24 protein-coding genes are annotated in these 24,979 nt (G+C 45.3%); 16 read left to right on the top strand and 8 right to left on the bottom strand.

The window, feature by feature from the left end; genetic code table 11:
- The first annotated feature begins 61 nt into the window (after positions 1-61).
- Positions 62-1,492 carry a bifunctional D-glycero-beta-D-manno-heptose-7-phosphate kinase/D-glycero-beta-D-manno-heptose 1-phosphate adenylyltransferase HldE gene (gene hldE, locus R7P80_RS12115; RefSeq protein ID WP_017633601.1) on the top strand — a complete coding sequence of 477 codons (1,431 nt, stop codon included), beginning with the start codon at positions 62-64 and terminating at the stop codon, positions 1,490-1,492.
- 178 nt (positions 1,493-1,670) lie between these two features.
- Here hldE and tolC read toward each other — a convergent pair whose 3' ends face one another.
- A complete protein-coding gene (tolC, locus tag R7P80_RS12110; RefSeq protein WP_005379884.1) occupies positions 1,671-2,999 on the bottom strand; it encodes an outer membrane channel protein TolC in 1,329 nt (442 codons plus the stop codon).
- A 229-nt stretch (positions 3,000-3,228) separates the two neighbouring features.
- On the opposite strand from tolC, the gene nudF reads away from it, so the two are divergent.
- The 6 genes from nudF to parC all read left to right on the top strand — a co-directional run bounded on the left by nudF (position 3,229) and on the right by parC (position 10,241).
- Complete coding sequence (gene nudF / locus R7P80_RS12105) at positions 3,229-3,879, top strand: ADP-ribose diphosphatase (RefSeq protein ID WP_017633602.1); 651 nt, start codon at positions 3,229-3,231, stop codon at positions 3,877-3,879.
- Positions 3,879-4,322, top strand: coding sequence for a DUF1249 family protein (locus R7P80_RS12100; RefSeq protein WP_017633603.1), 444 nt, complete (start codon positions 3,879-3,881; stop codon positions 4,320-4,322). The genes nudF and R7P80_RS12100 overlap by 1 nt, the downstream gene beginning before the upstream one ends.
- 61 nt (positions 4,323-4,383) lie before the next feature.
- Positions 4,384-5,190: a 3',5'-cyclic-AMP phosphodiesterase gene (gene cpdA, locus R7P80_RS12095; protein ID WP_047101984.1), complete on the top strand. Its 807-nt coding sequence runs from the start codon at positions 4,384-4,386 to the stop codon at positions 5,188-5,190.
- Between the two features lie 47 nt (positions 5,191-5,237).
- Complete coding sequence (yqiA, locus tag R7P80_RS12090; RefSeq protein WP_005379875.1) at positions 5,238-5,822, top strand: esterase YqiA; 585 nt, start codon at positions 5,238-5,240, stop codon at positions 5,820-5,822.
- A 249-nt stretch (positions 5,823-6,071) separates the two neighbouring features.
- Positions 6,072-7,952, top strand: coding sequence for a DNA topoisomerase IV subunit B (gene parE, locus R7P80_RS12085; protein ID WP_005387417.1), 1,881 nt, complete (start codon positions 6,072-6,074; stop codon positions 7,950-7,952).
- Between the two features lie 3 nt (positions 7,953-7,955).
- On the top strand, positions 7,956-10,241 hold the full coding sequence (gene parC, locus R7P80_RS12080; RefSeq protein WP_017633605.1) for a DNA topoisomerase IV subunit A: 2,286 nt from the start codon (positions 7,956-7,958) through the stop codon (positions 10,239-10,241).
- Between the two features lie 37 nt (positions 10,242-10,278).
- Here parC and degS read toward each other — a convergent pair whose 3' ends face one another.
- The 3 genes from degS to zapG form a co-directional block, all read right to left on the bottom strand.
- Positions 10,279-11,343 carry an outer membrane-stress sensor serine endopeptidase DegS gene (gene degS, locus R7P80_RS12075; RefSeq protein ID WP_017633606.1) on the bottom strand — a complete coding sequence of 355 codons (1,065 nt, stop codon included), beginning with the start codon at positions 11,341-11,343 and terminating at the stop codon, positions 10,279-10,281.
- Positions 11,344-11,533: 190 nt separating this feature from the next.
- Positions 11,534-12,901 (bottom strand): Do family serine endopeptidase, encoded by a 1,368-nt coding sequence (locus tag R7P80_RS12070; RefSeq protein ID WP_025768400.1) that lies wholly within the window; start codon positions 12,899-12,901, stop codon positions 11,534-11,536.
- 200 nt (positions 12,902-13,101) lie between these two features.
- Positions 13,102-13,545 (bottom strand): Z-ring associated protein ZapG, encoded by a 444-nt coding sequence (gene zapG, locus R7P80_RS12065; protein ID WP_005379861.1) that lies wholly within the window; start codon positions 13,543-13,545, stop codon positions 13,102-13,104.
- Between the two features lie 195 nt (positions 13,546-13,740).
- On the opposite strand from zapG, the gene zapE reads away from it, so the two are divergent.
- The 8 genes from zapE (at position 13,741) to sspB (ending at position 20,431) form a co-directional block, all read left to right on the top strand.
- The gene (zapE, locus tag R7P80_RS12060; protein ID WP_005387411.1) at positions 13,741-14,844 is read left to right on the top strand and encodes a cell division protein ZapE; all 1,104 of its coding nucleotides are present in this window, start codon (positions 13,741-13,743) and stop codon (positions 14,842-14,844) included.
- 251 nt (positions 14,845-15,095) lie between these two features.
- Positions 15,096-15,524: a 50S ribosomal protein L13 gene (gene rplM, locus R7P80_RS12055; protein ID WP_005372872.1), complete on the top strand. Its 429-nt coding sequence runs from the start codon at positions 15,096-15,098 to the stop codon at positions 15,522-15,524.
- A 15-nt stretch (positions 15,525-15,539) separates the two neighbouring features.
- Entirely contained in the window at positions 15,540-15,932 is a 393-nt protein-coding gene (gene rpsI / locus R7P80_RS12050) for a 30S ribosomal protein S9 (protein ID WP_005372876.1), read from the top strand.
- A gap of 674 nt (positions 15,933-16,606) precedes the next feature.
- On the top strand, positions 16,607-17,197 hold the full coding sequence (gene petA / locus R7P80_RS12045; protein ID WP_005372877.1) for a ubiquinol-cytochrome c reductase iron-sulfur subunit: 591 nt from the start codon (positions 16,607-16,609) through the stop codon (positions 17,195-17,197).
- Positions 17,197-18,462 (top strand): cytochrome b, encoded by a 1,266-nt coding sequence (locus R7P80_RS12040; RefSeq protein WP_005372880.1) that lies wholly within the window; start codon positions 17,197-17,199, stop codon positions 18,460-18,462. Before petA ends, R7P80_RS12040 begins: the two co-directional genes overlap by 1 nt.
- Positions 18,459-19,196, top strand: a complete 738-nt coding sequence (locus R7P80_RS12035) for a cytochrome c1 (RefSeq protein WP_005372881.1) — start codon at positions 18,459-18,461, stop codon at positions 19,194-19,196. Before R7P80_RS12040 ends, R7P80_RS12035 begins: the two co-directional genes overlap by 4 nt.
- 96 nt (positions 19,197-19,292) lie before the next feature.
- Positions 19,293-19,928 (top strand): stringent starvation protein SspA, encoded by a 636-nt coding sequence (gene sspA / locus R7P80_RS12030; protein WP_005372897.1) that lies wholly within the window; start codon positions 19,293-19,295, stop codon positions 19,926-19,928.
- 17 nt (positions 19,929-19,945) lie between these two features.
- A complete protein-coding gene (gene sspB, locus R7P80_RS12025) occupies positions 19,946-20,431 on the top strand; it encodes a ClpXP protease specificity-enhancing factor (RefSeq protein WP_213917033.1) in 486 nt (161 codons plus the stop codon).
- 71 nt (positions 20,432-20,502) lie between these two features.
- Here the strand turns inward: sspB and R7P80_RS12020 are convergent, their stop codons facing one another.
- Genes R7P80_RS12020 through R7P80_RS12005 form a run of 4 tightly spaced genes read right to left on the bottom strand, consistent with a single transcriptional unit; the run spans position 20,503 to position 23,953 of the window.
- A complete protein-coding gene (locus tag R7P80_RS12020; RefSeq protein ID WP_017633609.1) occupies positions 20,503-21,171 on the bottom strand; it encodes a BON domain-containing protein in 669 nt (222 codons plus the stop codon).
- 21 nt (positions 21,172-21,192) lie between these two features.
- Positions 21,193-21,783 carry a phosphoheptose isomerase gene (locus R7P80_RS12015; protein ID WP_005372901.1) on the bottom strand — a complete coding sequence of 197 codons (591 nt, stop codon included), beginning with the start codon at positions 21,781-21,783 and terminating at the stop codon, positions 21,193-21,195.
- A 3-nt stretch (positions 21,784-21,786) separates the two neighbouring features.
- Entirely contained in the window at positions 21,787-22,155 is a 369-nt protein-coding gene (locus R7P80_RS12010; protein WP_005372903.1) for a YraN family protein, read from the bottom strand.
- A complete protein-coding gene (locus R7P80_RS12005) occupies positions 22,142-23,953 on the bottom strand; it encodes a penicillin-binding protein activator (protein WP_005372905.1) in 1,812 nt (603 codons plus the stop codon). Before R7P80_RS12005 ends, R7P80_RS12010 begins: the two co-directional genes overlap by 14 nt.
- Before the next feature lie 68 nt (positions 23,954-24,021).
- Here R7P80_RS12005 and rsmI point away from each other — a divergent pair, with 68 nt between their 5' ends.
- Entirely contained in the window at positions 24,022-24,885 is an 864-nt protein-coding gene (gene rsmI, locus R7P80_RS12000) for a 16S rRNA (cytidine(1402)-2'-O)-methyltransferase (protein ID WP_005372907.1), read from the top strand.
- Positions 24,886-24,979 lie beyond the last annotated feature (94 nt).

Genomic DNA, 24,979 nt, shown 5'->3' with positions numbered 1-24,979 from the left:
ATATTTAGCCTCGATAAGGGCTGTGATAAACTCACTTCGATTTAATTTTTGGAGACCAACAATGAAACCAATTCTACCTGATTACAACAGCGCTGGTGTGCTCATCATCGGTGATGTCATGCTAGATCGTTACTGGTATGGCCCAACCGGACGCATTTCTCCTGAAGCGCCGGTTCCTGTTGTAAAAGTAGAAAACAATGAAGAGCGTCCTGGTGGTGCTGCGAACGTTGCGATGAACATCGCATCACTAGGTGGCCATGCTCACATTGTTGGTCTAACTGGGGAAGATGAGCCTGCAAAAGTGCTGACGGAGACGCTGAGCTCACTCAATGTGAAGTGCGATTTCGTTGCACTGCCTGATTACCCAACGATTACGAAGCTTCGCGTAATGAGCCGTGGACAACAGCTTATTCGTCTCGACTTCGAAGACAAGTTTGAAAACACAGATTCTGCGCCAGTGTTATCTCGAATGGATGCCGCACTGCCAAACGTTAAAGCCGTGATTATGTCTGACTATGCAAAAGGCTCGTTAGAGCATGTTCAGGCATACATTCAAAAAGCGCGCGCAGCAAATATTCCGGTTTTCATTGACCCGAAAGGTGCGGATTTTGAACGCTACCGTGGCGCAACACTTCTTACGCCAAACATGAAAGAGTTCGAAGACGTTGTAGGTAAAGTGAAATCTGACCAAGAGCTAGTAGAGAAAGCACTGGCTTTGGTTGAAGAGTTTGAATTTGAAGCGCTTTTAGTGACACGCAGCGAAAATGGAATGACCTTGATTCGTCGTGGCCAGGAACCCTTCCACCTTCCAACTCAAGCGAAAGAAGTGTACGACGTGACAGGTGCGGGCGACACGGTTATCTCTGTATTGGCAGCGTCTGTTGCCGCAGGCAAATCATTTGAAGAAGCGTGCGCACTAGCAAACGCAGCGGCAGGTGTTGTGGTTGGTAAACTAGGTACGTCAACGCTTTCTGAGATTGAATTAGCAGAAGCGGTACATGGCAGCCAAGACACGGATTACGGTGTGATTTCAGAAAAAGCACTGATCGAAGCGGTGAAAAAAGCACGTGCTCGTGGCGAGAAAGTCGTTATGACAAATGGCTGCTTTGATATTCTACACGCTGGCCATGTGTCTTACTTAAACCATGCTGCTGAACTGGGCGATCGCCTAATCGTTGCGGTAAATACCGATGAGTCAGTAAAACGCCTTAAAGGCCCTGGTCGTCCGGTAAACCCAACCGATCGCCGCATGGCGGTGTTGGCAGGTTTGGGCGCTGTGGATTGGGTTGTACCATTTAGTGAAGATACGCCGCAGCGTTTGATCTCAGAAGTTCTACCAAGCTTGCTAGTAAAAGGCGGTGACTACAAACCAGAAGAGATTGCTGGTGGTAAAGAAGTCATTGCGGCGGGTGGTGAAGTTCGTGTATTGAACTTTGAAGATGGCTGCTCGACCAGTGAAATCATTAATGCAATCAAAGGCGGTAAGGGCTAAGCTTGCTGTTTGTTAGCATTGAAATGCTATTTACTTATAAAGGTCGCTAAGTGCGGCCTTTTTGATACTTGATGCTCAGAGACTCTTTTAGGCTCTGAACTACAAGTAATAAAAAACGCCAGCTGATAACTCAACTGGCGTTTTTTATTTATTAAGACCTGAAGTATTCAGTTAGCGGTTACTTTGCCGCTTTCAAACCTGCATCAACGTCCAAGATGTCTTGTTCGCTTAGCGTACCAACTGCTTGGCGTAGCTGAAGAACACTTAAAATGTAGTCGTAACGAGCGTTCGATAGGTTTTTGTTCGCATCGTATAGACGACGAGTCGCGTCCAGTACATCAACGATAGTACGAGTACCTACATCAAAGCCAGCTTCTGTTGCTTCTAGTGCAGAGCGTGCAGAAATAACCGCTTGCTCATACGCACGTAATGCGCCGATAGAGGCGTTAATGTTGTTGTTTTGTGCGCGAACATCTTTTACTACGCTACGGTACTGTGCTTCAAGATCTTCGCTTGCTGCCACGTACGCGTATTCAGCTTGTTTGGTTTGAGAGGTTACGTTACCACCTGTGTATAGCGGTACAGCAAGGTTCACACCAATATTGAAGTTGTCTGTCGTGTTGTCACGAGAGCTATGAGAAGTATCACCGTAGTTGTAACCACCGTCTAGAGAGAGCGTTGGTAGGTGGCCAGAGCTTGCTAGTGAAATATTGTCACGCGCAATGTCTTGAAGAATACGTGATGATAGCAAGGTCAGGTTTTTGGTTTTTGCTTCATCAATGAGCGATTCAGCTGGTACGGTCGATGGGCTAGCAGTGAAGCGGCCAGTGTCCAAAATGTTGAGATCTTTGTGCTCTTGGCCTGTAATTTCACGCAGTGACTCGTAGCTATTAGTTAGCGCGTTTTCTGCCAACACTTCGTCCGCTAGCACTTGGTCGTACTGAGCTTGTGCGTCATGCACGTCAGTGATTGCAGACAAACCTACTTCAAAACGCTGTTTAGTTTGCTCAAGTTGACGGCCAACCGCGGCTTTTTCTGCACGTACGAAAACAAGATTATCTTGTGCGCGTAGAACTTCAAAATACGCTTGTGACACGCGAAGAATCAGTGCCTGTTGCGTCGCTGCGTAAGTTGCGTCTGCTTGGCGAGCACTTTTCTCAGCAGTATCTAGAGAGATCCAAGATGCGCGGTTGTAAAGTGCTTGTGAAAAGCTAACGCCAGCGGTTAGCGCGTTGCCATCGTTTGATACGTCACTAATTAGATTTGAATCGTATTCAGTATCACCACGAGTTAAATTGTAACCCGCAGTAAGGTTGATCTGTGGTAATAGAGCACTACGGCTTGAGGTGATTGCTTCGAAAGCTTGGTCACGTTGTGCTGCTACACTGAGCAATTGTGGATCATTTTGTTTTGCCAAGTCGTAGATTTCAGCCAAAGAGTCTGCGAACGCAGACGTACTCATGCTACCTAGCGCTGCACTGATAAATAGTGGAAGCAATTTTTTCATTTTCTATTCCCGCGGTCCATAGATTGGTTAATTCTCAGTAGTTTAACTCAATTTGCACGATATTTACTCTAAAGTTTGCACTTTTTTACACGTAATTATCCACTTGTGCAATAAATTTTTAGCAAAGACTTAAATTAATTTGTAACTATTATACAAAAAGTTGAGCCAAGTCCTTTGAGCAAGCGAATAACAATGAGTAAACTACAGGATTCACTCAGAGAGGTGTTGAATGCAACAGCGTGACAAACAACAACAAGATTTTACTTCGCGAGATGTAAAAGTCATCTCGAAAGAAACCTTATTTGAAGGTTTTTTCAAAATGGTGAAATACCGCTTTCAGCATAGGCTATTTGCTGGTGGTTGGAGTGGAGTTGTCGAACGAGAAATGTTCGAGCGTGGTCACGCAGCAGCGATGCTTCCTTATGATCCAAAGACGGACCAGGTCGTAATCATTGAACAGATTCGTATTGGCGCGTTGGAACATGAACACCCTTGGCAGCTAGAAATTGTCGCCGGTATGATTGACCGCGATGAATCTGCTGAAGCCGTAATTCGTCGAGAGGCTGTCGAAGAAGCGGGGATTCAGGTGGGGCGCGTTGTACCTGTTACGTCCTATTATCCTTCGGCTGGTGGTTGCTCGGAAAAGCTAGACGTCTTTGTTGGTGAAGTGGATGCGTCTAAAGCGCACGGCATTCATGGTTTAGACTATGAGAATGAAGATATCCGCGTTCATGTCATGAGTCGTGAAACGGCGTATCAATGGGTGAAGGACGGAAAATTTGAAAATGGTGCGTCGATTATTGCGTTGCAATGGCTGCAATTACACCATCAAGAGTTAAAGTCAGAATGGGGACTATCCCAAACGGTGGAGAGTGAGTAATGGCACAATTGGCTGAAAAACAACAATATCATGTTGATTTGGCTGGTCTTATGAGAACCTATGAGACCAACTACGCTAAGTTGAACGCCTTATTGCCTGCTTCTGCCGAAGTTGGGGATGTACGTTGCTACCAAGCGGCGAACATGGTTTACCAATTGACCGTGAATGAAATCACAAAATACACCACAGTTGTTGAGATATGTCAGAGTGATGAAACGCCAGTGTTTCCTTTACCGACGATGTCTGTCAGGCTTTATCATGATGCGAGAGTAGCCGAAGTATGCTCAAGCGGAGAGTTCTCTCGCATAAAAGCTAAGTATGATTATCCCAATGACCAACTGATGCAGAAAGATGAAAAGCATCAATTAAACACATTCCTCGGTGAATGGCTGACGTTTTGTTTACGAAGTGGTATCAGTAGAACACCACTTGCCTTCAATTGATCGTCACGTCACTAAAGGAAAATAACAAATATCGATATAGTGGACGAATCAGGTTTTCATTTTGCAATCATCTAGTGACAGCATCAAACTTTTACAAATTACGGATACTCATCTGTTTGCTGCCGATGAGGGAAGTTTGCTAAGCGTAAAAACAGTCGATAGCTTTAATGCTGTTGTTGCTGATGTTTTACGCCGCAACGTGGCGTTTGATTACATTTTGGCGACGGGCGATATTTCCCAAGACCATAGTGCAGAATCTTATCAGCGCTTTGCCAACGGCATTGAACCGCTAGAGAAAGACTGTTTTTGGCTACCTGGTAATCATGATTACAAGCCTAATATGGGCAGTGTTTTGCCTTCGCCACAAATCAAAGCCGCAGAGCATGTATTGCTTGGCGAGTATTGGCAGTTAATTCTTTTAGACTCGCAAGTGGTTGGCGTTCCTCATGGGCGCTTGAGTGATCAGCAATTAACGCTACTCGAAGAAAAGCTAGCCGAACACCCAGAAAGACACACACTTGTTTTGTTGCATCATCACCCGTTACTGGTGGGAAGCGCGTGGCTTGATCAACATACTTTAAAAGATGCCGAAGCGTTTTGGCAGGTTGTCGAGCGTTTTGATAACGTGAAAGGCATTCTCTGTGGCCATGTTCATCAAGATATGAATGTGCTTCACAAGGGCATTCGAGTGATGGCAACACCCTCAACTTGTGTTCAGTTTAAGCCTAACTCGGATGATTTTGCCCTTGATACCACTTCGCCTGGTTGGCGGGAGCTGCAACTACACGCTTGTGGCGATATTACGACCCAAGTAGGTCGGCTTCCTGATGGCCAGTTCCAACCAGACTTCTCTTCTAACGGCTACTAACGCGCCCGAGCTCTCTGTTCGGGCTCGCTTTTTTGTGCGAGATATCTATGAGTAAACCTTCACTTCTTCTCTATATCCATGGCTTTAATAGCTCTCCACTCTCCATGAAAGCGAATGTGATGAGAGCCTACTGCGAGCAACATAGGTCTGATATCAAGGTGATTGTTCCCCAGTTACCTTGTTATCCTCAGCAAGCGGCGAAAATGTTGTTGGATATTATCGAGCAATATAAAGATGACTATAAAATTGGTCTAGTGGGCAGCTCATTAGGCGGTTTTATGTCAACGTGGCTAAATGACAAGTTTGGGTTTAAAGCGGTAGTGGTTAACCCCGCAGTCAAGCCTTATGAGTTGCTAGTAGATTATTTGGGTAAGCAAACTAACCCATATACGCATGAAACCTATACACTTGAAGCTTGTCATATTGACGAGTTAAAAGCTCTTGATGTACAAAGCATCGCGTCGCCACATTCTTTTTGGTTATTGCAACAAACAGAAGATGAGGTTTTAGACTATCGACAAGCGGTAGATAAGTTTGCAGACGCTAAGCAAACAGTAGAACAAGGCGGTGATCACAGTTTTGTAGGCTTTGAGCGTTATCCTGCACAGATTATCGAGTTTCTAGAACTGTAATTCGAAAGCGATTGGAAAAGGCTCATAGTTTTTATTGATATATCCAACCGTTTCTTGACATGGGCGGTATGCTTTCCGACTATGTTTTGCCAAAAGATCTTAAGGGTCGAGGACCCTGGCTACTTTGTTATGCATCATGTTTACAAACTCTTAGTGATGTGAACAGGGTGGCTTTTTCGTTTCCTGAGTATGGGTACGCCCATTGGTGATACTCAGGCAACAAGTAAACTTTGAGAATAATTCCGTATTATGACTGAACAATATAATGCTGGTGCCATTGAAGTACTGAATGGCTTAGAGCCAGTACGTCGCCGACCAGGGATGTATACGGATACAGCGCGCCCAAACCATTTGGGCCAAGAAGTTATCGACAACAGTGTCGATGAAGCGCTAGCCGGACATGCCTCAAAAGTACAAGTCATCCTACATGCTGACCAATCACTCGAAGTGATCGATGATGGTCGAGGCATGCCTGTTGATATCCACCCAGAAGAGAAAGTATCAGGCGTAGAGCTAATTCTATGTAAGCTACATGCGGGTGGTAAGTTCTCTAACAAAAACTACCAATTCTCTGGTGGTTTGCACGGGGTAGGTATATCTGTAGTAAACGCGTTGTCAAAACGCGTTGAAGTAACAGTTCGTCGTGATGGTCAAGTGTATGAAATTGCATTTGAACACGGCGAGAAAGTGTCTGATCTGACCGTAACTGGCACATGTGGTCGTCGCAATCGCGGTACCAGCGTGCATTTCTGGCCTGATGCGAAGTACTTCGATTCGGCTAACTTCTCTGTGACGCGCTTAGTCAACAACCTGCGCGCAAAAGCGGTTTTGTGTCCGGGCTTAGAAATCACATTAACCGACAAAGTTAATGGCAAAGACTATAAGTGGTACTACGAAGACGGTCTTAAAGACTATCTTGCGGAAGGCGTAAAAGGCTACCCAGTTATTCCTGAAGAACCATTTACTGGTGAGTTCTTGGCGGATACTGAAGCGGCAAACTGGGCGGTAATTTGGCAGCCAGAAGGCGGTGAGATGATCACCGAAAGCTACGTTAACCTGATCCCAACCGCTCAAGGTGGTACGCACGTTAATGGTTTACGCCAAGGCTTGTTGGAAGCGATGCGCGAATTCTGTGAGTTCCGTAATCTATTACCTCGTGGCGTGAAGCTAACGGGTGATGACGTTTTCGACCGCTGTTCTTACGTGCTGTCGGTTAAGATTCAAGACCCGCAATTTGCAGGCCAGACCAAAGAACGTCTGTCTTCTCGTCAAACCGCGGCATTTGTCTCTGGCGTTGTAAAAGATGCGTTCAGTCTTTGGTTGAACGAAAAGCCTCAGCTCGCAGAGCAATTGGCAGAAGTCTGTATCGCTAACGCGCACCGTCGTATGAGAGCGGCGAAAAAAGTCGTACGTAAGAAAGTAGCGTCCGGCCCGGCACTGCCAGGTAAGTTGACCGACTGTTCTGCACAGGACTTAAGTCGCACGGAAATCTTCTTTGTGGAGGGTGACTCTGCGGGTGGCTCGGCAAAACAGGCACGTGACCGTGAATTCCAAGCTGTGATGCCACTGCGTGGTAAGATCTTGAACACGTGGGAAGTCTCTGCCGATCAAGTTCTTGCGTCTCAAGAAGTACACGATATCTCTGTTGCTTTGGGTATTGACCCAGATAGCGACAACCTCGAGAGTCTTCGTTACGGTAAGATCTGTATCCTTGCCGATGCGGACTCGGATGGTCTTCACATCGCAACGCTGCTTTGTGCTCTATTTACTCGTCACTTCCGCGCACTAGTGGAAGCGGGTCATATCTATGTGGCGATGCCGCCTCTGTATCGAATCGACTGCGGGAAAGAAGTGTTCTACGCCCTCGATGACGATGAAAAAGATGGCATTTTAGAGCGCTTGTCGAAGAAGAAAGCCAAAATCAACGTGCAACGATTCAAAGGTCTGGGTGAGATGAACCCACTTCAGTTGCGTGAAACCACCATGGATCCGAACACGCGTCGCTTAGTGCAGTTAACCATTGACGACTCTACGGCGACCATGGAAATGATGGACATGCTGCTAGGTAAAAAGCGTGCAGATGACCGTCGTTCTTGGCTACAAAACAACGGCGACTTGGCAGAGGTGTAACGGATGTCTACAGAAATTACCTACGATGGCGTCGAACAATTGCCAATGCGCAAGTTCACTGAAGACGCTTATCTGAACTACTCGATGTACGTAATCATGGACCGCGCCTTGCCATACATTGGTGATGGCTTAAAGCCGGTTCAACGACGCATCATTTATGCGATGTCAGAGCTTGGTCTCTCTGCATCAGCAAAATACAAAAAATCTGCACGTACCGTTGGTGACGTGCTAGGTAAATACCATCCGCACGGTGATTCAGCGTGTTACGAAGCGATGGTATTGATGGCTCAGCCATTCTCTTACCGCTATCCATTAGTGGATGGTCAAGGTAACTGGGGTGCGCCAGATGATCCGAAATCATTTGCGGCAATGCGTTATACCGAAGCAAAACTGTCTAAGTTTGCTGAAGTATTGCTTGGCGAACTTGGCCAGGGCACGGTTGAATGGCAACCTAACTTTGATGGCACAATGAAAGAGCCACAAATGTTGCCAGCACGTCTGCCTCATATCCTGCTTAACGGTGTAACCGGCATTGCCGTTGGTATGGCAACAGACATCCCACCGCACAACGTTCGTGAAATCGCAGATGCGACTATTCATTTGATCGACAACCCGAAAGCAGAACTGCCGGACGTGATGCAGTATGTCAAAGGTCCAGATTACCCAACAGAAGCAGAAATTATCTCGCCGCAAGCGGATATCGAGAAGATTTACCGCAACGGTCGTGGCAGCATCAAAATGCGCGCGGTTTGGCATAAAGAAGGTTCTGATATTGTTATCACTTCTTTGCCTCACCAAGTATCGGGTGCCAAACTGCTTGAGCAAATCGCTAACCAGATGCGTGCGAAGAAGCTGCCAATGGTTGACGATCTTCGTGACGAATCGGATCACGAGAACCCAACGCGTATCGTTGTGGTGCCTAAGTCAAACCGCGTCGATTGTGATTTGTTGATGAACCACTTGTTCGCATCAACGGATCTTGAGCGCAGTTACCGCGTTAACTTGAACATGATTGGTTTGGATAACCGTCCTCAAGTTAAAGGTCTGGTGCAAATTCTGTCTGAGTGGATCGAGTTCCGTCGTACGACTGTGCGTCGTCGTCTACAACACCGCCTAGACAAAGTAATGGCTCGTCTACACATCTTGGAAGGTTTGTTGGTTGCTTACCTCAACCTAGATGAAGTGATTGAGATCATCCGTACTGAAGACGATCCAAAAGCGGTGCTGATGGAACGCTTTGGTATTACCGATATCCAAGCGGATGCAATTTTAGATACCAAACTTCGTCATCTAGCAAAACTAGAAGAGATGAAGATCCGTGGTGAGCAAGACGAGCTAGAGAAAGAGCGTGAGAAGCTAGAACAGCTACTCGGTTCTGAGCGTCGTCTGAACACACTACTGAAAAAAGAAATCAAAGCAGACGCAGAGAAATACGGTGATGACCGTCGCTCTCCAATGGTTGAGCGTGCAGAAGCAAAAGCGCTGACTGAACGTGACCTCGTACCAAGTGAGCCAATCACGGTTGTGCTTTCTGAGAAAGGTTGGATTCGTCACGCGAAAGGCCATGACGTGGATGCCGAAGGCTTAAACTATAAGTCGGGTGATAAGTATTTAGCGCATGCTCGAGGTAAGAGTAATCAGCCTGCGGTATTCCTAGGTAGTGACGGTCGAAGTTACTCTCTGGAATCGCACTCACTGCCTTCTGCTCGTAGTCAAGGTGAGCCGATTACCGGGCGCTTGAATATTACGGCTGGTAGCAGTATTCGCCAAGTCATCATGAGTGAAGAAGATCAGCTGTGGCTGGTGGGCTCAGATGCAGGTTACGGCTTTGTATGTAAAGGCGCGGACTTGCTGTCTAAAAACCGCAGTGGTAAAGCGCTCGTCACTTTACCTGCCAACTCTGAGATAATGACGCCAAAAGAGATTGAAGATTTAGACTCTGATGAAATCTTAGCAATCACTAACCAAGGTCGCATGCTGCTGTTCCCAATCAAAGACTTGCCACAACTGGCGAAAGGTAAAGGGAATAAGATCATCAACATTCCTGCTGCTAAAGCAAAAGAGCGAGAAGAAGTACTATCTCACTTAATGTCTTTACCAAAAGGTGCATCGTTAACGCTGTACGCGGGTAAGCGAAAGTTGGGTCTTAAACCGTCTGATCTTGATAACTTCCGTGGCGAACGTGGTCGCCGAGGTGGGTTATTACCGAGAGGTTTGCAGCGAGTCACTCGCATTGAAGTTGAGCTAGATGATTCCGATACGACGGAAACACCGAGCGATAGCGAGTAACGCACAAATAAAAATCCCAGCCAATGGCTGGGATTTTTTATGCTTCTTGCTTGTCTTCGGCAATGGTGACTTTCAAGGTCATCTCTTTTCCTTTGCGAATGATACCGACGTCCACGGTGGTGCCAGGACGTAAATCGGTGACGATATCCATAACGCTCTGACGCCCTTGCACTTTATTGCCATCAATGCTGATAATGATGTCCTGCTTTTGGAAGCCTGCCGCATTGGCTGGACCATTTGGATCAATACCAAGTACGACAATACCACCTATGTGTTCATTTCCAAGTAGGCGAGCAGTGACCGCATTAATGTCTTGGCCGTCGATTCCAATATAACCACGAATCACGCGGCCATCAGCGATGATTTTCTGCATGATCTTACTCGCTAGCGGCGCAGGGATCGCAAAAGAAATACCGTAAGTTTCTAAGTCTGTCGCTTGCTGAAAAGAGGCGGTGTTAATGCCGACGAGCTCGCCTTGTGTGTTCACTAGGGCTCCACCAGAGTTACCTTCATTGATGGCGGCATCGGTTTGAATGAATGCTTGACGACCGTCGCTAATAGATGAACGACCTGTAGCAGAAATAATGCCGAACGTTGTGGTTTGTCCAAGGTTGTATGGGTTACCGATGGCTAGTACTACGTCGCCCACTTGTGGTTTGTAATTAGAGTTCAGAGGGATTACGGGCAAATTCGAACCTTCGACACGCAGCACGGCTATATCAGTACGTTTGTCTGTCCCTACGAGCTGAGCCGCTGCGGCTCTGCCGTCTTGTAATGCCACAACAATTTGATCAGCTTGAGCAACCACATGATAGTTAGTAATGATGTAGCCTTTCTCACTAACAATGACACCTGACCCCAGGCCTTGAGTCGAGAGTTTACTGCGATCATTCTCAACATACTTACGACTGTAGATGTTTACCACTGCAGGCGCTGCTCTTCGGACCGCTTGATTAAACGTCAACTCGACTGATGCGATATTAACAGGTTGAGGATCAAGCGCGGCAGGAATTACGTTGTTGCGCAAAGATGGAACCGCCAGTAATACCACTGCGGCAGTAGCCAAGCCTAAAAAGACAGAACGTAATAAAAAGCTGAGCATATCCTCTCCATGCGTGAGCGCCAAAATGGCATCGAAGATGAAGAATAGCATTACATTGAAAAATAACAAAAGGGCAGCACGTCATCGCGCTGCCCTTTTCATTAGTTATTGAGCGATAAGGAAAAGTGATCGAGCCTTATCACTCAGCATTATGCATCGAAAACCTTATTTTCTATCACTTTGAAAGTGGTTAACGAATGACAAGATAAATAGTACGTTCACCACGTTGAATATTAAGAGCCAGTACACCTTTGTGTTTCTCTACGATTGTACGAAGCTCGGCAAGGTTTTTCACTCGTTGACGGTTCACACCGATAATAATGTCACCTTGTTGTAATTGATATTGAGCCGCTGGAGAGTTATCTGCAACGCTCGATACTTTAACACCTTGGATTACATCACTTGGTGTTGTATTGCTTAACTCCGCACCTTTGAGTCCCTCATGTAATGTCTCCGCTTTAGCTTTCATATTCGTAGATTCGCCAAGCGTTACATCAAAGGTTTTATTCTTACCATCTCGAACCACACCTAATGTGATTTCTTTACCTGCGCCCAGTGTTGCCACTTTTGCGCGGAGCTCTGAGAAAGTATTAATCGCTTTGCCGTTCACCGATACAATTACGTCACCGGCTTTTAACCCTGCTTTATCGGCTGCGCTGTCCGGTACGACTTGACCAATAAAGGCCCCTTTACTTGACTCGTAACCCAATGCATCAGCTAGCTCAGAGGTTACTTCGCCACCTTGCACACCCAACATGCCGCGTTTGACTTCACCAAACTCTAGAATTTGATCAGTGAGGTTTTTCATCATGTTTGATGGAATCGCAAAGCCAATACCCACATTACCGCCGTTAGGGCCTAAAATCGCAGTATTAATACCGATCAGCTCACCATTAAGGTTGACCAATGCACCACCAGAGTTACCGCTGTTAATTGCGGCATCGGTTTGGATGAAGTTTTCGAAGTTTTCAACGTTTAAGCCACTACGACCAAGGGCTGAAACAATACCCGAAGTCACAGTTTGACCGAGTCCAAATGGGTTACCAATCGCAACCGTAAAGTCACCGACACGCAGTTTGTCGGAATCCGCGACTTTAATCTGCGTTAAGTTTTTCGCTTTCTCTAATTTAAGTAACGCAACATCGGCCATTTCATCACCGCCAACGAGCGTAGCGTCATACTCGCGCCCGTCAAAGAGGCGAACTCGAATCTCATCTGCCCCCTTGATCACGTGGTAGTTAGTGACAATATGGCCTTTCTTCGCATCAATAATGACACCAGACCCTAAACCTCTGAACGGGCGCTCTCGCCTTTGTTCCATAGGAAAGTCTGGGCCAAAGAAAAATTGAAATTGCTCGGGAATGCGGCTGGTTTGTACTTGTTTACCTTCTACAGCAATACTCACAACAGCTGGGGTCACCTTCTCAAGCATTGGTGCCAAGCTAGGTAACTGTTGGCCATCCACATTCAAAGGTAATGCGGCAGTGGCTTGAACTGGGGCAATAATCGAACCCAAACTCAGAGATAGAACGGTGAGCGCAAGCAGTGGTTTTTTCATCCAATAACTCCTCTTGAAACATGTCTGCCAAAAAGAAATATCCGAACGGTTAGTTCACTTTGTTAATAACTAATATAGGGTCTAGTTCGGACAATCAAAAGGGGAGGCAGTGCACACCCAAGTTAGAGCGAAGGTGAGGGGAAAAAGTTCAAAAAAGGGCCGATACAAATGTATCGGCCCTAGATAGAAGTAAGAGAGGATTATGATGCTTTTGCGGTTACCGCTTCGGGAGCATTAATGATTTCTTTCTCTTGATCCTTCAAAAGACCGGTGGCGCCATTAGCGTAGTCTTTTGGTTGTTCGTTAAACTCTGGTTGATCTTCTGCAATGGTTTCAGACGACATTGCCGTTTTCTTATCAAACGGGTTGTCTTGTTCTGGTAAGTTTGGCAAAAGCTCAGAAGAGGTCTTGGCCATATGTTGGTATAGCTTGGTGTAATCTTTACCTAGGGTGTCCAACATTTCTGCGGTTTGTGCAAAGTGATCGACGAGCTCTTGACGTTGTTGCTCTAATTCAAACTTGGCCGCTTCAAGTTCTTTCTGCACAGACTTTTGTTTCTTGTATTCAGGGGTGGTTAGTCTACTAATGACTACGCCTACGATTGTACCGACCAGCAAACCCACAATGGCATAAATCCAAGGCATAACTGCTCCTTATAGTTGTTTTAACAAGTCTTTTACTACTTAGTTACACGCGGTGCTCGTCCATGTTACTATGGCTTGAACAGCCGATAAAGAAAAATAGCAGTATGTCTTCGGGGACTGATAACTACTTCTCTCTATTCTCAAAGTTGACCCCGAGGTAACCCTTTTCTCTATACCTCTATACGACTTAATACGATGACACCACTACAACAATATCAAAAAGACATAGCAGAACACGGGTTTCAGCGTGATGAAGCTCAGTATCAAGCGGTCGTTGCATTAGACAAGCTTTACCATGCTATCGTTGAGTTTCAGTCAGCGCCTGTTCCTCAGCTTTCCAAATGGCAAAAGCTAATGGGGAAAAAAATCGACAAGCCTGAACCACCAAAAGGTCTTTACTTTTGGGGTGGGGTAGGTCGCGGTAAAACCTACCTTATGGATGCATTTTTTGATGCTTTACCGACCCAAAGAAAAATGCGCGTCCACTTCCATCGATTTATGTATCGAGTACATGATGAGTTGAAGCTGTTAGGTGATGTCGAAAATCCGCTATCAAAAGTGGCGGATAAATTTAAAGAAGAAGCCGATGTGGTTTGCTTTGATGAATTTTTTGTTTCCGACATTACTGATGCGATGATCCTTGCAACGCTACTTCAAGAAATGTTCAAGCGGCAGATGATCCTAGTCGCGACTTCAAACATTGAGCCGCAGAACTTATATCGTAACGGTTTGCAAAGAGCGCGCTTTTTGCCCGCGATCGATATGATTTTGGCACGTTGTGAAGTGTTGAATGTCGATAGTGGCGTTGATTATCGCTTAAGAACGTTAGAACAGGCTGAAATATACCATTACCCGCTTGATGAGCAGGCTAGCATAAACCTTAACAAATATTATCAGCAGCTGACTGGAGAGCGTCAGTTTGTTGCTCATCAAATCGAAGTTAACCACCGTCAACTAGCGGTGATTGAAGCAAGCGACGGGGTGCTGCATGCGTCGTTTGCTCAGTTGTGTCAAACTGCTCGCAGTCAAAATGACTACATTGAATTGTCTCGTATTTACCACACGGTATTACTGGCAGATGTTCAACAAATGAACCGAAAAATAGATGATGCGGCGAGACGCTTTATCGCGCTGGTCGATGAGTTTTACGAGCGCAATGTTAAGTTGATTATTTCTGCTGAAGTGCCAATGGCCGACTTATATACTGACGGGCAGTTAGAGTTCGAATTTAAGCGCTGTTTGTCTCGGCTTACTGAGATGCAAAGTCATGAGTATCTCGCGCGTGAACATTTGGCCTAGATCCAATGGGTTCTTAAAAAAGTGAAGAAAAAATTAGTGATTTGGCGCAAAAAAAGGTGATTTTTTCTTCGCTCTTCTCTATAATCCTGCGACCCACCGTTACTGCAGACCTGATTATCGAAGTTATTTCGAAATTGAAGGTCGAGAGTACCAACGACTCGAAGGGGTGATGACTGGGCTCTTAGACAGTGTGGGAGCACTATTGGGTGTTCCTTTAAAGTTTAAAATTTAATTAACGGGTTATTGTTAGCATGAAAACTTTCGTTGCTAAACCAGAAACTGTAAAACGCGACTGGTACGTTGTAGACGCTGAAGGTAAAACTCTTGGCCGTCTAGCAAGTGAAATTGCATCTCGCCTACGTGGCAAACATAAAGCTGAATACACTCCTCACGTTGACACTGGTGATTACATCATCGTTATCAACGCTGAGAAAGTTGCTGTAACTGGTAACAAAGCTAAGAACAAAGTGTACTACCGTCACTCTGAATTCCCAGGTGGTCTAAAATCTATCACTTTTGAAAAGTTGATCGATCGTAAACCTGAGATGGCTCTTGAGCTTGCAGTTAAAGGCATGCTTCCACGTGGTCCTCTAGGCCGTGCTATGTACCGTAAGCTAAAAGTTTACGCGGGCGCTGAGCACAACCATGTTGCTCAACAACCACAAGTACTAGACATCTAATTGGGGATTTCGAAAATGGCAGAGAATCAATACTACGGCACTGGCCGTCGCAAAAGCTCAGCTGCACGTGTTTTCATTAAACCAGGCAGCGGTAACATTGTAGTAAACAAGCGTAACCTTGACGAATACTTCGGTCGTCCAACAGCACGTATGGTTGTACAACAACCTCTAGAGCTAGTTGAACTAACTGAAAAGCTAGACCTTTACGTAACAGTTAAAGGCGGCGGTATTTCTGGTCAAGCTGGTGCTATCCGTCACGGTATCACTCGCGCGCTTATGGAATACGATGAGTCTCTACGTCCTGCTCTACGCGCAGCTGGCTACGTTACTCGTGACGCTCGTTGCGTTGAACGTAAGAAAGTTGGTCTACGTAAAGCACGTCGTCGTCCACAGTTCTCTAAGCGTTAATTTCCTCTTATCGGGAATTATGCTTTTCAGAGTTACTCTGGAAACTGTGTACCAAAAGCTCGGCTCTATGCCGGGCTTTTTTGTATTTAAAGCAACGAACAGCCTTCACTTATCATCACACTCCGAGCAGGCCTTCTTATTCGTCCTCTTCGTCGAAAGGTTGCCAGTGCCGTTTTATATCTGTGCCTTATTTAATCGCGACTCACCACGCTTTCTCTTGCGATGCAGCATAGATGTATTCATCAGCAAGAATGTCTTTGTATCTTATTCTTCCTGTAACATGTTTTAAAATGACTTACGCTCCTTTTTGAGCATTCTGCGTGCTACAAAATTGAAAATATAAACACAGTAAGCTGAACGCGTAATACGAAATATTTCTCTGTGTAATTAACTGAAAACTACCAAGATAAAAGGTTTTATCTGCTTTCAGCGGGGCTTCTATGTGGTGCTTTCTTGTTACAAATCACATCAATTTTTTATAATTCTGCCGCTTTTGTGACGACGCGAGCGATTTGCCTCACAAATGTTACAAAAAGGTAGCTTTATCTTGTCAAAAAGTAGGGTTTTCTTTATCATTTCCCTCCAATAAATAGAACTAAATTCATTATTTGTTAGCCATGCTCTTATAAGCGGAATAATAACGATCCAAAGGGAGCAAATGGGAGAATGTTTGGATGAGCAACGCGCCTTTAAATAACGGTCGCAGGCGTTTTCTAACCGCTACAACGGCAGTTGTTGGTGGGTTAGGGGCAGTCGCCGTCGCCGTGCCTTTTATCAAATCATGGAATCCGAGTGCTAAAGCCAAAGCGGCGGGCGCACCGGTGGAAGTGGATATAAGTAAAATTGAACCAGGTCAGCTGGTTCGTGTTGAGTGGCAGGGAAAACCTGTATGGATTGTTCGCCGCACTCAAAGCGTTCTGGATAACTTAAAATCGATCGGTGATAAGCTTCGCGATCCACAATCTGAAATGGAGCAGCAGCCTGAGTACGCTCAGAATGAGTTTCGTTCGATTAAGGAAGAGTTTTTCGTCGCAGTTGGTTTCTGTACCCACTTAGGTTGTTCACCAACCTATCTACCTGACTCTTTCTCAGAGCAGGTGCAGGGCGTAAGATCTGGCTTCTTCTGTCCTTGTCATGGTTCTAAGTTCGACATGGCTGGTCGAGTGTTCCAAGGAGTGCCTGCTCCGTTGAACCTTGTCGTTCCTAAGCACATGTATTTGAGCGATACCAAGCTCATTGTGGGTGTTGATGAGGGAGATGCATAATGCAAGCAATGTTAGATTGGGTTGAAAAGCGTATTCCTGCAATGAATGCTTATAAAAAGCATTTGTCTGAATACCCAATGCCTAAGAACTTCAACTTTTGGTACCTTTTCGGTTCTCTGGCGATGCTGGTTCTTGTTAACCAAATCCTAACGGGTATTTGGCTAACGATGAACTATGTTCCTTCAGGTGACGGTGCATTTGCGTCTATCGAATACATTATGCGTGATGTAGAGTACGGTTGGCTTCTGCGTTACATGCATTCCACTGGCGCGTCAGCGTTTTTCGTTGTTGTGTATCTTCACATGTTCCGTGGTTTGATCTACGGTTCATACCAAAAACCTCGTGAACTATTGTGGATCTTCGGTATGTTGATCTTTCTTGTTCTCATGGCTGAAGCGTTCATGGGTTACCTACTTCCATGGGGTCAGATGTCATACTGGGGTGCACAGGTAATCATTTCCCTGTTTGGTGCTATTCCTGTTATCGGTGATGACCTAACGCTTTGGATTCGTGGTGACTACATCATCTCTGGTGCAACGCTAAACCGTTTCTTCGCACTACACGTTATTGCCCTGCCTATTGTTTTGCTTCTTCTTGTTGTTCTGCACGTATTGGCGCTGCACGAAGTAGGCTCAAACAACCCGGATGGTATCGAAACTAAGCTGCCAAAAGGCTCAATGGGCGACGATTACAAAACGCAATTCAAGTTCCACGATTACTACACGAAGAAATATGACATCATTGATTCGATTCCTTTCCATCCGTACGGCACGGTTAAGGACTTGGTCGGTGTTGCTGGTTTCTTGTTCTTCTTCTGTTACGTGCTGTTCTTTAACCCAGAAATGGGTGGGTACTTCCTTGAGCCGCCTAACTTTGAAGCTGCAAACCCATTGAAGACACCAGAGCATATTGCTCCGGTATGGTACTTCACGCCGTTCTACGCAATCCTACGTGCGGTTCCAGACAAACTATTAGGTGTTATCCTAATGGGTGCGTCAATTGCAGTGCTGTTTGTTCTACCTTGGTTGGATCGTTGTAAAGTTCGTTCATACCGTTACCGTAGCAAACTTCATCTATTGAATATTGTACAGTTCACTATCGCCTTTATCGCTCTGGGTATTTTAGGTGCGTTACCTGCAACACCAACGTACACACTACTATCTCAGATCTTTAGCTTGTGTTACTTCATGTTCTTTGTGTTGCTGTTCTTCTACAGCAAAAATGAAGCAACCAAACCATTACCAGAGAGGGTGACATTCAAATGAAGAAGTGGATTGTAATTCTATTTGCTATGTTGCCATCACTAGCGATGGCAGCTGGGGCCAATGTTCCGCTGGATAAAGCGAATGTTGACCTTACGGATAAAGCTTCGCTACAAAACGGCGCGAAGTTGTTCATGAACTACTGTTTTGCTTGTCACTCTACGCAATACCAGCGTTACGAGCGTGTAGCAACAGACTTGGAAATTCCAACAGACTTAATGAAAGAAAACCTGATTTTCAATCCTGAAGCGAAAATCGGTGATCTAATGGTCAATGCTATGCCACCGAAGCAAGCGGCAAACTGGTTTGGTGCTCCACCACCAGATCTTACGTTGGTTGCACGAGTTCGTGGTGCTGATTGGTTATACACTTACTTACGCTCTTTCTATGTTGATCCATCTCGTCCATTCGGCGTGAACAACATCGTCTTCCCGAGTGTTGGTATGCCGCATGTGCTTGAAGAGCTACAGGGCATCCCGACGCCGATTTACGATACGAAAATCGTAGATGGCGAAGAAGTACAAGTTGTTGTTGGTACTGAAACCGATGGCACGGGTGAGCTGAGTGAAGGCGAATATGACAAAGCGGTTGGCGATCTCGTTAACTTCTTAGTTTATTCAGGTGACCCAGTGCAGCTTGAGCGTCATGCTTTAGGCTGGTGGGTAATGGGCTTCTTAGTGCTTCTAACCATCGTTGTTGTGATGCTCAAGAAAGAGTATTGGCGCGATGTGCATTAATTGTGCTAAAATACCGTGCTAATTCCCAATTTTAATTGATGTACAATGGAGGCTTAGCCTCCATTGTTTTTATTTGTAAGTGTACTGGAGGGCTCCATGGCTGTAGCTGCCAATAAACGTTCTGTGATGACTCTTTTCTCAAGTGCATCAGATTTGTATAGCCATCAGGTTCGCATTGTACTAGCTGAAAAAGGCGTAAGTGTTGAAGTAGAGCTTGTTGACGAAGCAAACCTTCCTGCTGAGCTTGTTGAGCTAAACCCATATAAATCAGTGCCAACTCTTGTTGACCGTGAGCTAGCTCTTTACGATTCAAAAATCATCATGGAGTACTTGGACGAGCGCTTCCCTCATCCACCTCTAATGCCGGTTTACCCTGTTGCTCGTGGCAACAGCCGCTTGATGATGTACCGTATCGAACGCAACTGGTATTCACTCGCTGAAAAAGTGATGAAAGGTAATGCGGAAGAATCAGAAAAAGCACGCACAAAGCTGCGTAATGATCTTCTGACGTTAGCGCCAATTTTTGCTGAATATGAGTACTTCATGAGCGAAGAATTCAGCTTGATCGATTGTTACCTAGCTCCACTATTGTGGCGTTTGCCTCAACTTGGTATCGATCTTGTTGGCCCTGGTTCAAAAGAAATCAAGGTATACATGAACCGCGTATTTGAACGTGATTCGTTCCTTGCTTCTTTGACTGAAGCTGAACGTGAAATGCGCCTAGTTCGCTAAGCGATTTAAAACACGTTATGGATATTGCAAAAATGACTGCTCGCCGCCCGTATATGCTTCGCGCATTTTACGACTGGTTAGTAGACAATGACTTGACTCCTCACTTGGTTGTGGATGCAACAATGCCAAGGGTGCGTGTCCCAGTTGAATTTATTCAAGATGGTCAAATTATTTTGAATATTGCGCCACGTGCAGTGGGTAATCTTGAGTTAGGTAATGATGCGATTACCTTCCATGCTCGCTTTAGCGGTCGTCCGCACTCAGTGATTGTGCCTGTGTATGCTGTTCAAGCTATTTATGCACGTGAGAATGGTGCTGGTACTATGTTTGAACCAGAAGAAGCGTACACTCACATCGAAGAAGAAGCGATGACCGAGGAAGAATCATCCCCATCGTTCACAACGGTTAGCGATGAGCCTTCTGAGTTAGTTTCTGATTCAGATGCCGAAGAGGACGATGCTCCTCGACCAAAAGGCAAACCAAGCTTAAGAGTGATTAAATAATAAAAAAGCAGCGTAACGCTGCTTTTTTCTTTTTAACTTGTTGAAGATGATTTCAAGCCAGACTTTGGAAATTACTCACTAATCGTAAAGACTTCGACGTTCTCTTCACTTTCTGTGCTTGCCTCACTTTCTATTGTTTGTACACCGTCACTCGGTAAGTCCACTTCAACAGGCTCCATTTCGCCGTATTGGAACCCTTTAATGACTTGTTTTACGCCTGAGATATTACGTGCGATTTCTGTCGCTCGATCGCCTTGTTCTGGTGTGACATAACCAAACAGAAAAACATCGCCATCTTCGGTGATCACTTTAACCTTAACACCATTAAGCTCAGAATCAGTAAGTAAAGCTGACTTTACTTTGGTTGTGATCCAGCTGTCATTGCTAATCTGGGTAACAGTGAGTGGCTCTTTTTGTTTGATTTGATTGTGTATGACTTTTACACCACTAACTTCCCTAGCTCTTCGCTCTAAAGCAAGGATAAGGTCTTGTGTCGGAGCTTGTCCCATAAGGACTACAGTCCCATTATATGAACTGGCAACGACACGTACTTCACCTTTAAACGGTGCTTTATTGCCGATCGCCGCAACTTCGAATTCAATGTTATTGTCCTGCCAGATTTGTTTTGTCGTGCGTGTGTCCGTGACAATATTCGCTGTGGTTGCTGCACCTGCGATAAACAAACCTGCGCAACCACTTAAACTCAATGCTGTTAATAAGATAACAAGGCTACGTATCATAATTCTGACTCTCAGTCTTGGTTACTCTTCGTGAGCAGGGAAAAGCACCTGGTCAATAAGATCACAAAGGCAATGGAGTGTTACCATATGTACTTCGTGAATACGTGCAGTGCGGTGTGATGGAATACGAATTTCGACGTCGTTCTCACCGAGCAGTCCTGCCATCTCTCCGCCATCTTTTCCTGTTAGCGCGATAATCGTCATGTCTCGAGTTACGGCTGCTTCCATCGCTTTGATAATATTTTTACTGTTACCGCTAGTCGACATGGCAAGCAAAATGTCGCCTGGTTGACCAAACGCTCGTACCTGTTTTGAGAAGATTTCCTGGTAGTGGTAATCGTTGGCCACTGCGGTTAGGGTAGTATTATCGGCGGTTAAGGCCATTGCTGGTAGGCTAGGGCGCTCAGTTTCAAAACGGTTTAAAAGACAAGAAACAAATTGTTGAGCGTTTGAAGCACTGCCGCCATTACCACAACATAAAATTTTATTGCCATTAAGCAGGCTCGACACCATCGCTTGAGCTGCATGAGTAATGGCATCAGGCAGCGCCTCTGCTGCTGCGATTTGAATTTGAATACTTTCTGTAAAGCTGTCTTTAATGCTGTCTAGCATCGCTTATCCTTCAGAGATTGCGTTTTCTATCCAGTTGATATCTCGCCCATTATCATGAATGGCGATGACATCAAATCGATAATCGATATTGTGTTTTAAGCGCTTTTGTTGGCTAAGCCAAACTTGTGCGGTTTTGACTAGCTTGCGCATTTTAGCGTGCGTCACCATTTCTGCTGCCGAGCCAAAGTGATTGTTCTTACGGTATTTGACTTCAACAAACACAATAGTTTCACCTTGTTGGAAGATTAAATCAATCTCACCGACCTTAGTCAGAAAATTTTGTTCAATAAAGTTTAAGCCCTGGCGTTGTAAATATTGCTTCGCCAGAGCTTCATATTGATTTCCGATTTGGCGCTTGCTAAAGAGCCCCACGCTCAGCCCAGCTTAGCTCACGCTGTACAACACAATTATTGTCGATACTTAAAATACCGGTTTGGCCGCCAACTGAGTAGCCCGGAACGACCTTCATTTGTGGCAGCTCCCCAATCAATTTATACGCATCCATACCCAGTGCTTTCAAACGTTTTTCCATGTTAGATTGCTCTGACCACAACTCGTTCATTTCAGCGGTCACGCTAGGGTCTGGGTCAATCAGTAATGGGATATCGCTGTAGATGATGCCTGTTAGATCTTCGTAAGTCGCGCCGCCACTGTTGCTACGCGAGCTAGAGAAAATTTGAGGAGCTTTGGCGTCTGGGTTAATCGCTACCTCAATAAATGGCTTGATCAAAGTCAGTTCCGTGCTTCTAGCAACAATATAAACCGCATCGACATCACGACGGCTACGTGGCTGTGTTTCAAGCTTGATACGCATTAGTGATTGCATCTGAGCAATACGTTGTTTGCTTTCTTGCAGACCAAATACTTCATTGATGTCTTTTTGAAGTTGGCGCTTGTCGCCAAAATAACTTGCTGCGACTTTATTAGAGCTGTACTTGCGCCATTCTTTGTTGAACGCTTCAGTTACGCGCTCACCAAAGCTGCCCTTTGGTGCCAGGATCAGAGGGAAGTTATAGCCTTCGCTGAACAAGTGTTTCGCTGCTTGTGCGGCTTCTTGTTCTGGTGATAATGCCAAGTAGCAAATATTGCTATCTGGTTGCACATCTTCGGGAATATTTAGCGCAAGGGCTGGAATCGTAGGACCATTTTCTGAGCCATCCATGGTTGTGTGCAATAGCTCAACGTTTTCTTTTTCTAGGGGACCAACAACAAAGTCGATGTTTTCATTGATCAAACGTTGTTTAATTTGGTCGGCGTTATACGCATTAGTGTCTATTACCGTGAGGGTAGCGCTTGGATCACGGTTACGATCATTCATCATCGCAAACACAAAACCATCACGAATTAATTGCGCTTGTGGCGAGAATTTACCAGTAAGCGGCAGTAACAAAGCGGTGTTGTTTGGTTTAACGATGTCTAGAGAGAGAATGTTTTGAATCTCTTCTGGTGTGTAGATAGCGGCTGGGTGCGATGGGTTCTCGTTTAACCAGCGTTCTAGGGTATTTTTTAGTTGAGATAAGTTGCCCGACAACGTTTTCGCATAAATAGCGAGTTGTAGCCAACCATCCAAAACATCTTCATTTGGCTCTGTTTCTAATGAGGTCAGTTCGTACTCGGAATAGCTGCCAAAGTTCATCCAAATACGGCTAGAAATCTCTCTCTGCTCCGCGGACGATGCATATTGGCCAAATGCAACCAGTTGGCGGTTTGCCTCAAACGCTTGGTTAAGACCTTGATAAGCGTCGGCACGCATCAAGTAATAGTCTTTCCATTGCTCATTTGGCAACTTCCACCAAGGTTTAAAATTCAACAATTGCAGCAACTGAGAGTAATTACCCTGTTTTTGCTGTATGGTCGCACGCGCTAGTTGCCACTCTGCTTGCTGAACTTCGGTTAACTGTTGACGAGCCAGGCGCTTGATCAACATTTCTGCTTGATCAAACTGGTTTGCTTGAATCGCGGCTTTGGTTGCCATGATCAACCAGTCATTTTGTAAACTGCCTTCCGTGCTATCAGCTTGGATCATATAGTTCTGAACAGACTGAGTAGGCTCAAGTGTTACATCAACGCCATCAGGCTGTCTTGGACCTGAAGAACAGGCGGCGAGCGTAATTGCTAGTGCAACAGGAGTAAGTATGCGTGGTACACTGAGTCTCTTATGGTTAATCATTGCCGTGAGTTCTCTATAATTTTGTACAAAATTGTCTCTATATTAATCGTTGAAGTGATGGTAAACAAATGACAGATAAAAATAAGTTGCCGAATGAGGGGCCAACTCTCTATATCGTACCGACTCCAATCGGAAATTTAGCGGATATCACCCAACGTGCTATCGAAATTCTGTCGACTGTGGACATCATTGCCGCTGAGGATACTCGACATACGGGCAAATTACTGTCTCACTTCAATATTCAAACCAAAACTTTTGCTCTACACGACCACAATGAGCAGCAAAAAGCACAAGTTTTGGTAGAAAAGCTGCTTTCCGGTCAGTCTATCGCATTAGTTTCTGACGCTGGTACGCCACTTATCAGCGACCCAGGATACCATTTGGTGACAAAATGTCGTCAAGCGGGCGTTAGAGTTGTGCCTCTTCCAGGTGCTTGTGCGGTCATTACGGCGTTAAGTGCCTCTGGCTTGCCATCGGATCGCTTTAGCTTCGAAGGTTTTTTACCACCGAAAAGCAAAGGTCGTAAGGATAAATTCCTAGAGATTGCTTCGGTAGAGCGTACGTGTATTTTTTACGAGTCACCGCACCGTATTTTAGACTCTCTACAAGACATGTTAGACGTTCTTGGCCCAGATAGAGAAGTTGTGTTGGCAAGAGAGCTAACAAAAACCTTTGAAACCATTCAAGGCATGCCGTTAGGTGAGCTGATTGAATGGGTGAAAAGTGACGATAACCAACAGCGTGGTGAAATGGTATTGTTGGTACATGGCCATCGTGAAACAACAGACGACTCACTACCTGAAGATGCTTTACGCACGTTAGGCATTTTGACCAAAGAGCTGCCTTTGAAAAAAGCAGCTGCTTTGGTGGCAGAAATACATAACTTGAAGAAGAATGCGTTATATAAATGGGGCTTAGAAAACTTAGACTAAGTGCCGCTAGCGAGATAAATGACCCGTCCTGATATGGGTTGACACTTTTTAACTAAAACGCTCGATGTACTTCATCGGGCGTTTTGTATTTTAA

It is taken from the genome of Vibrio sp. 2092 (assembly GCF_033339635.1).
GTDB lineage: Bacteria > Pseudomonadota > Gammaproteobacteria > Enterobacterales > Vibrionaceae > Vibrio > Vibrio alginolyticus.
The sequence above is the reverse complement of the archived record's forward strand: the minus strand, read 5'-3'. Positions and strand labels throughout refer to the sequence as shown.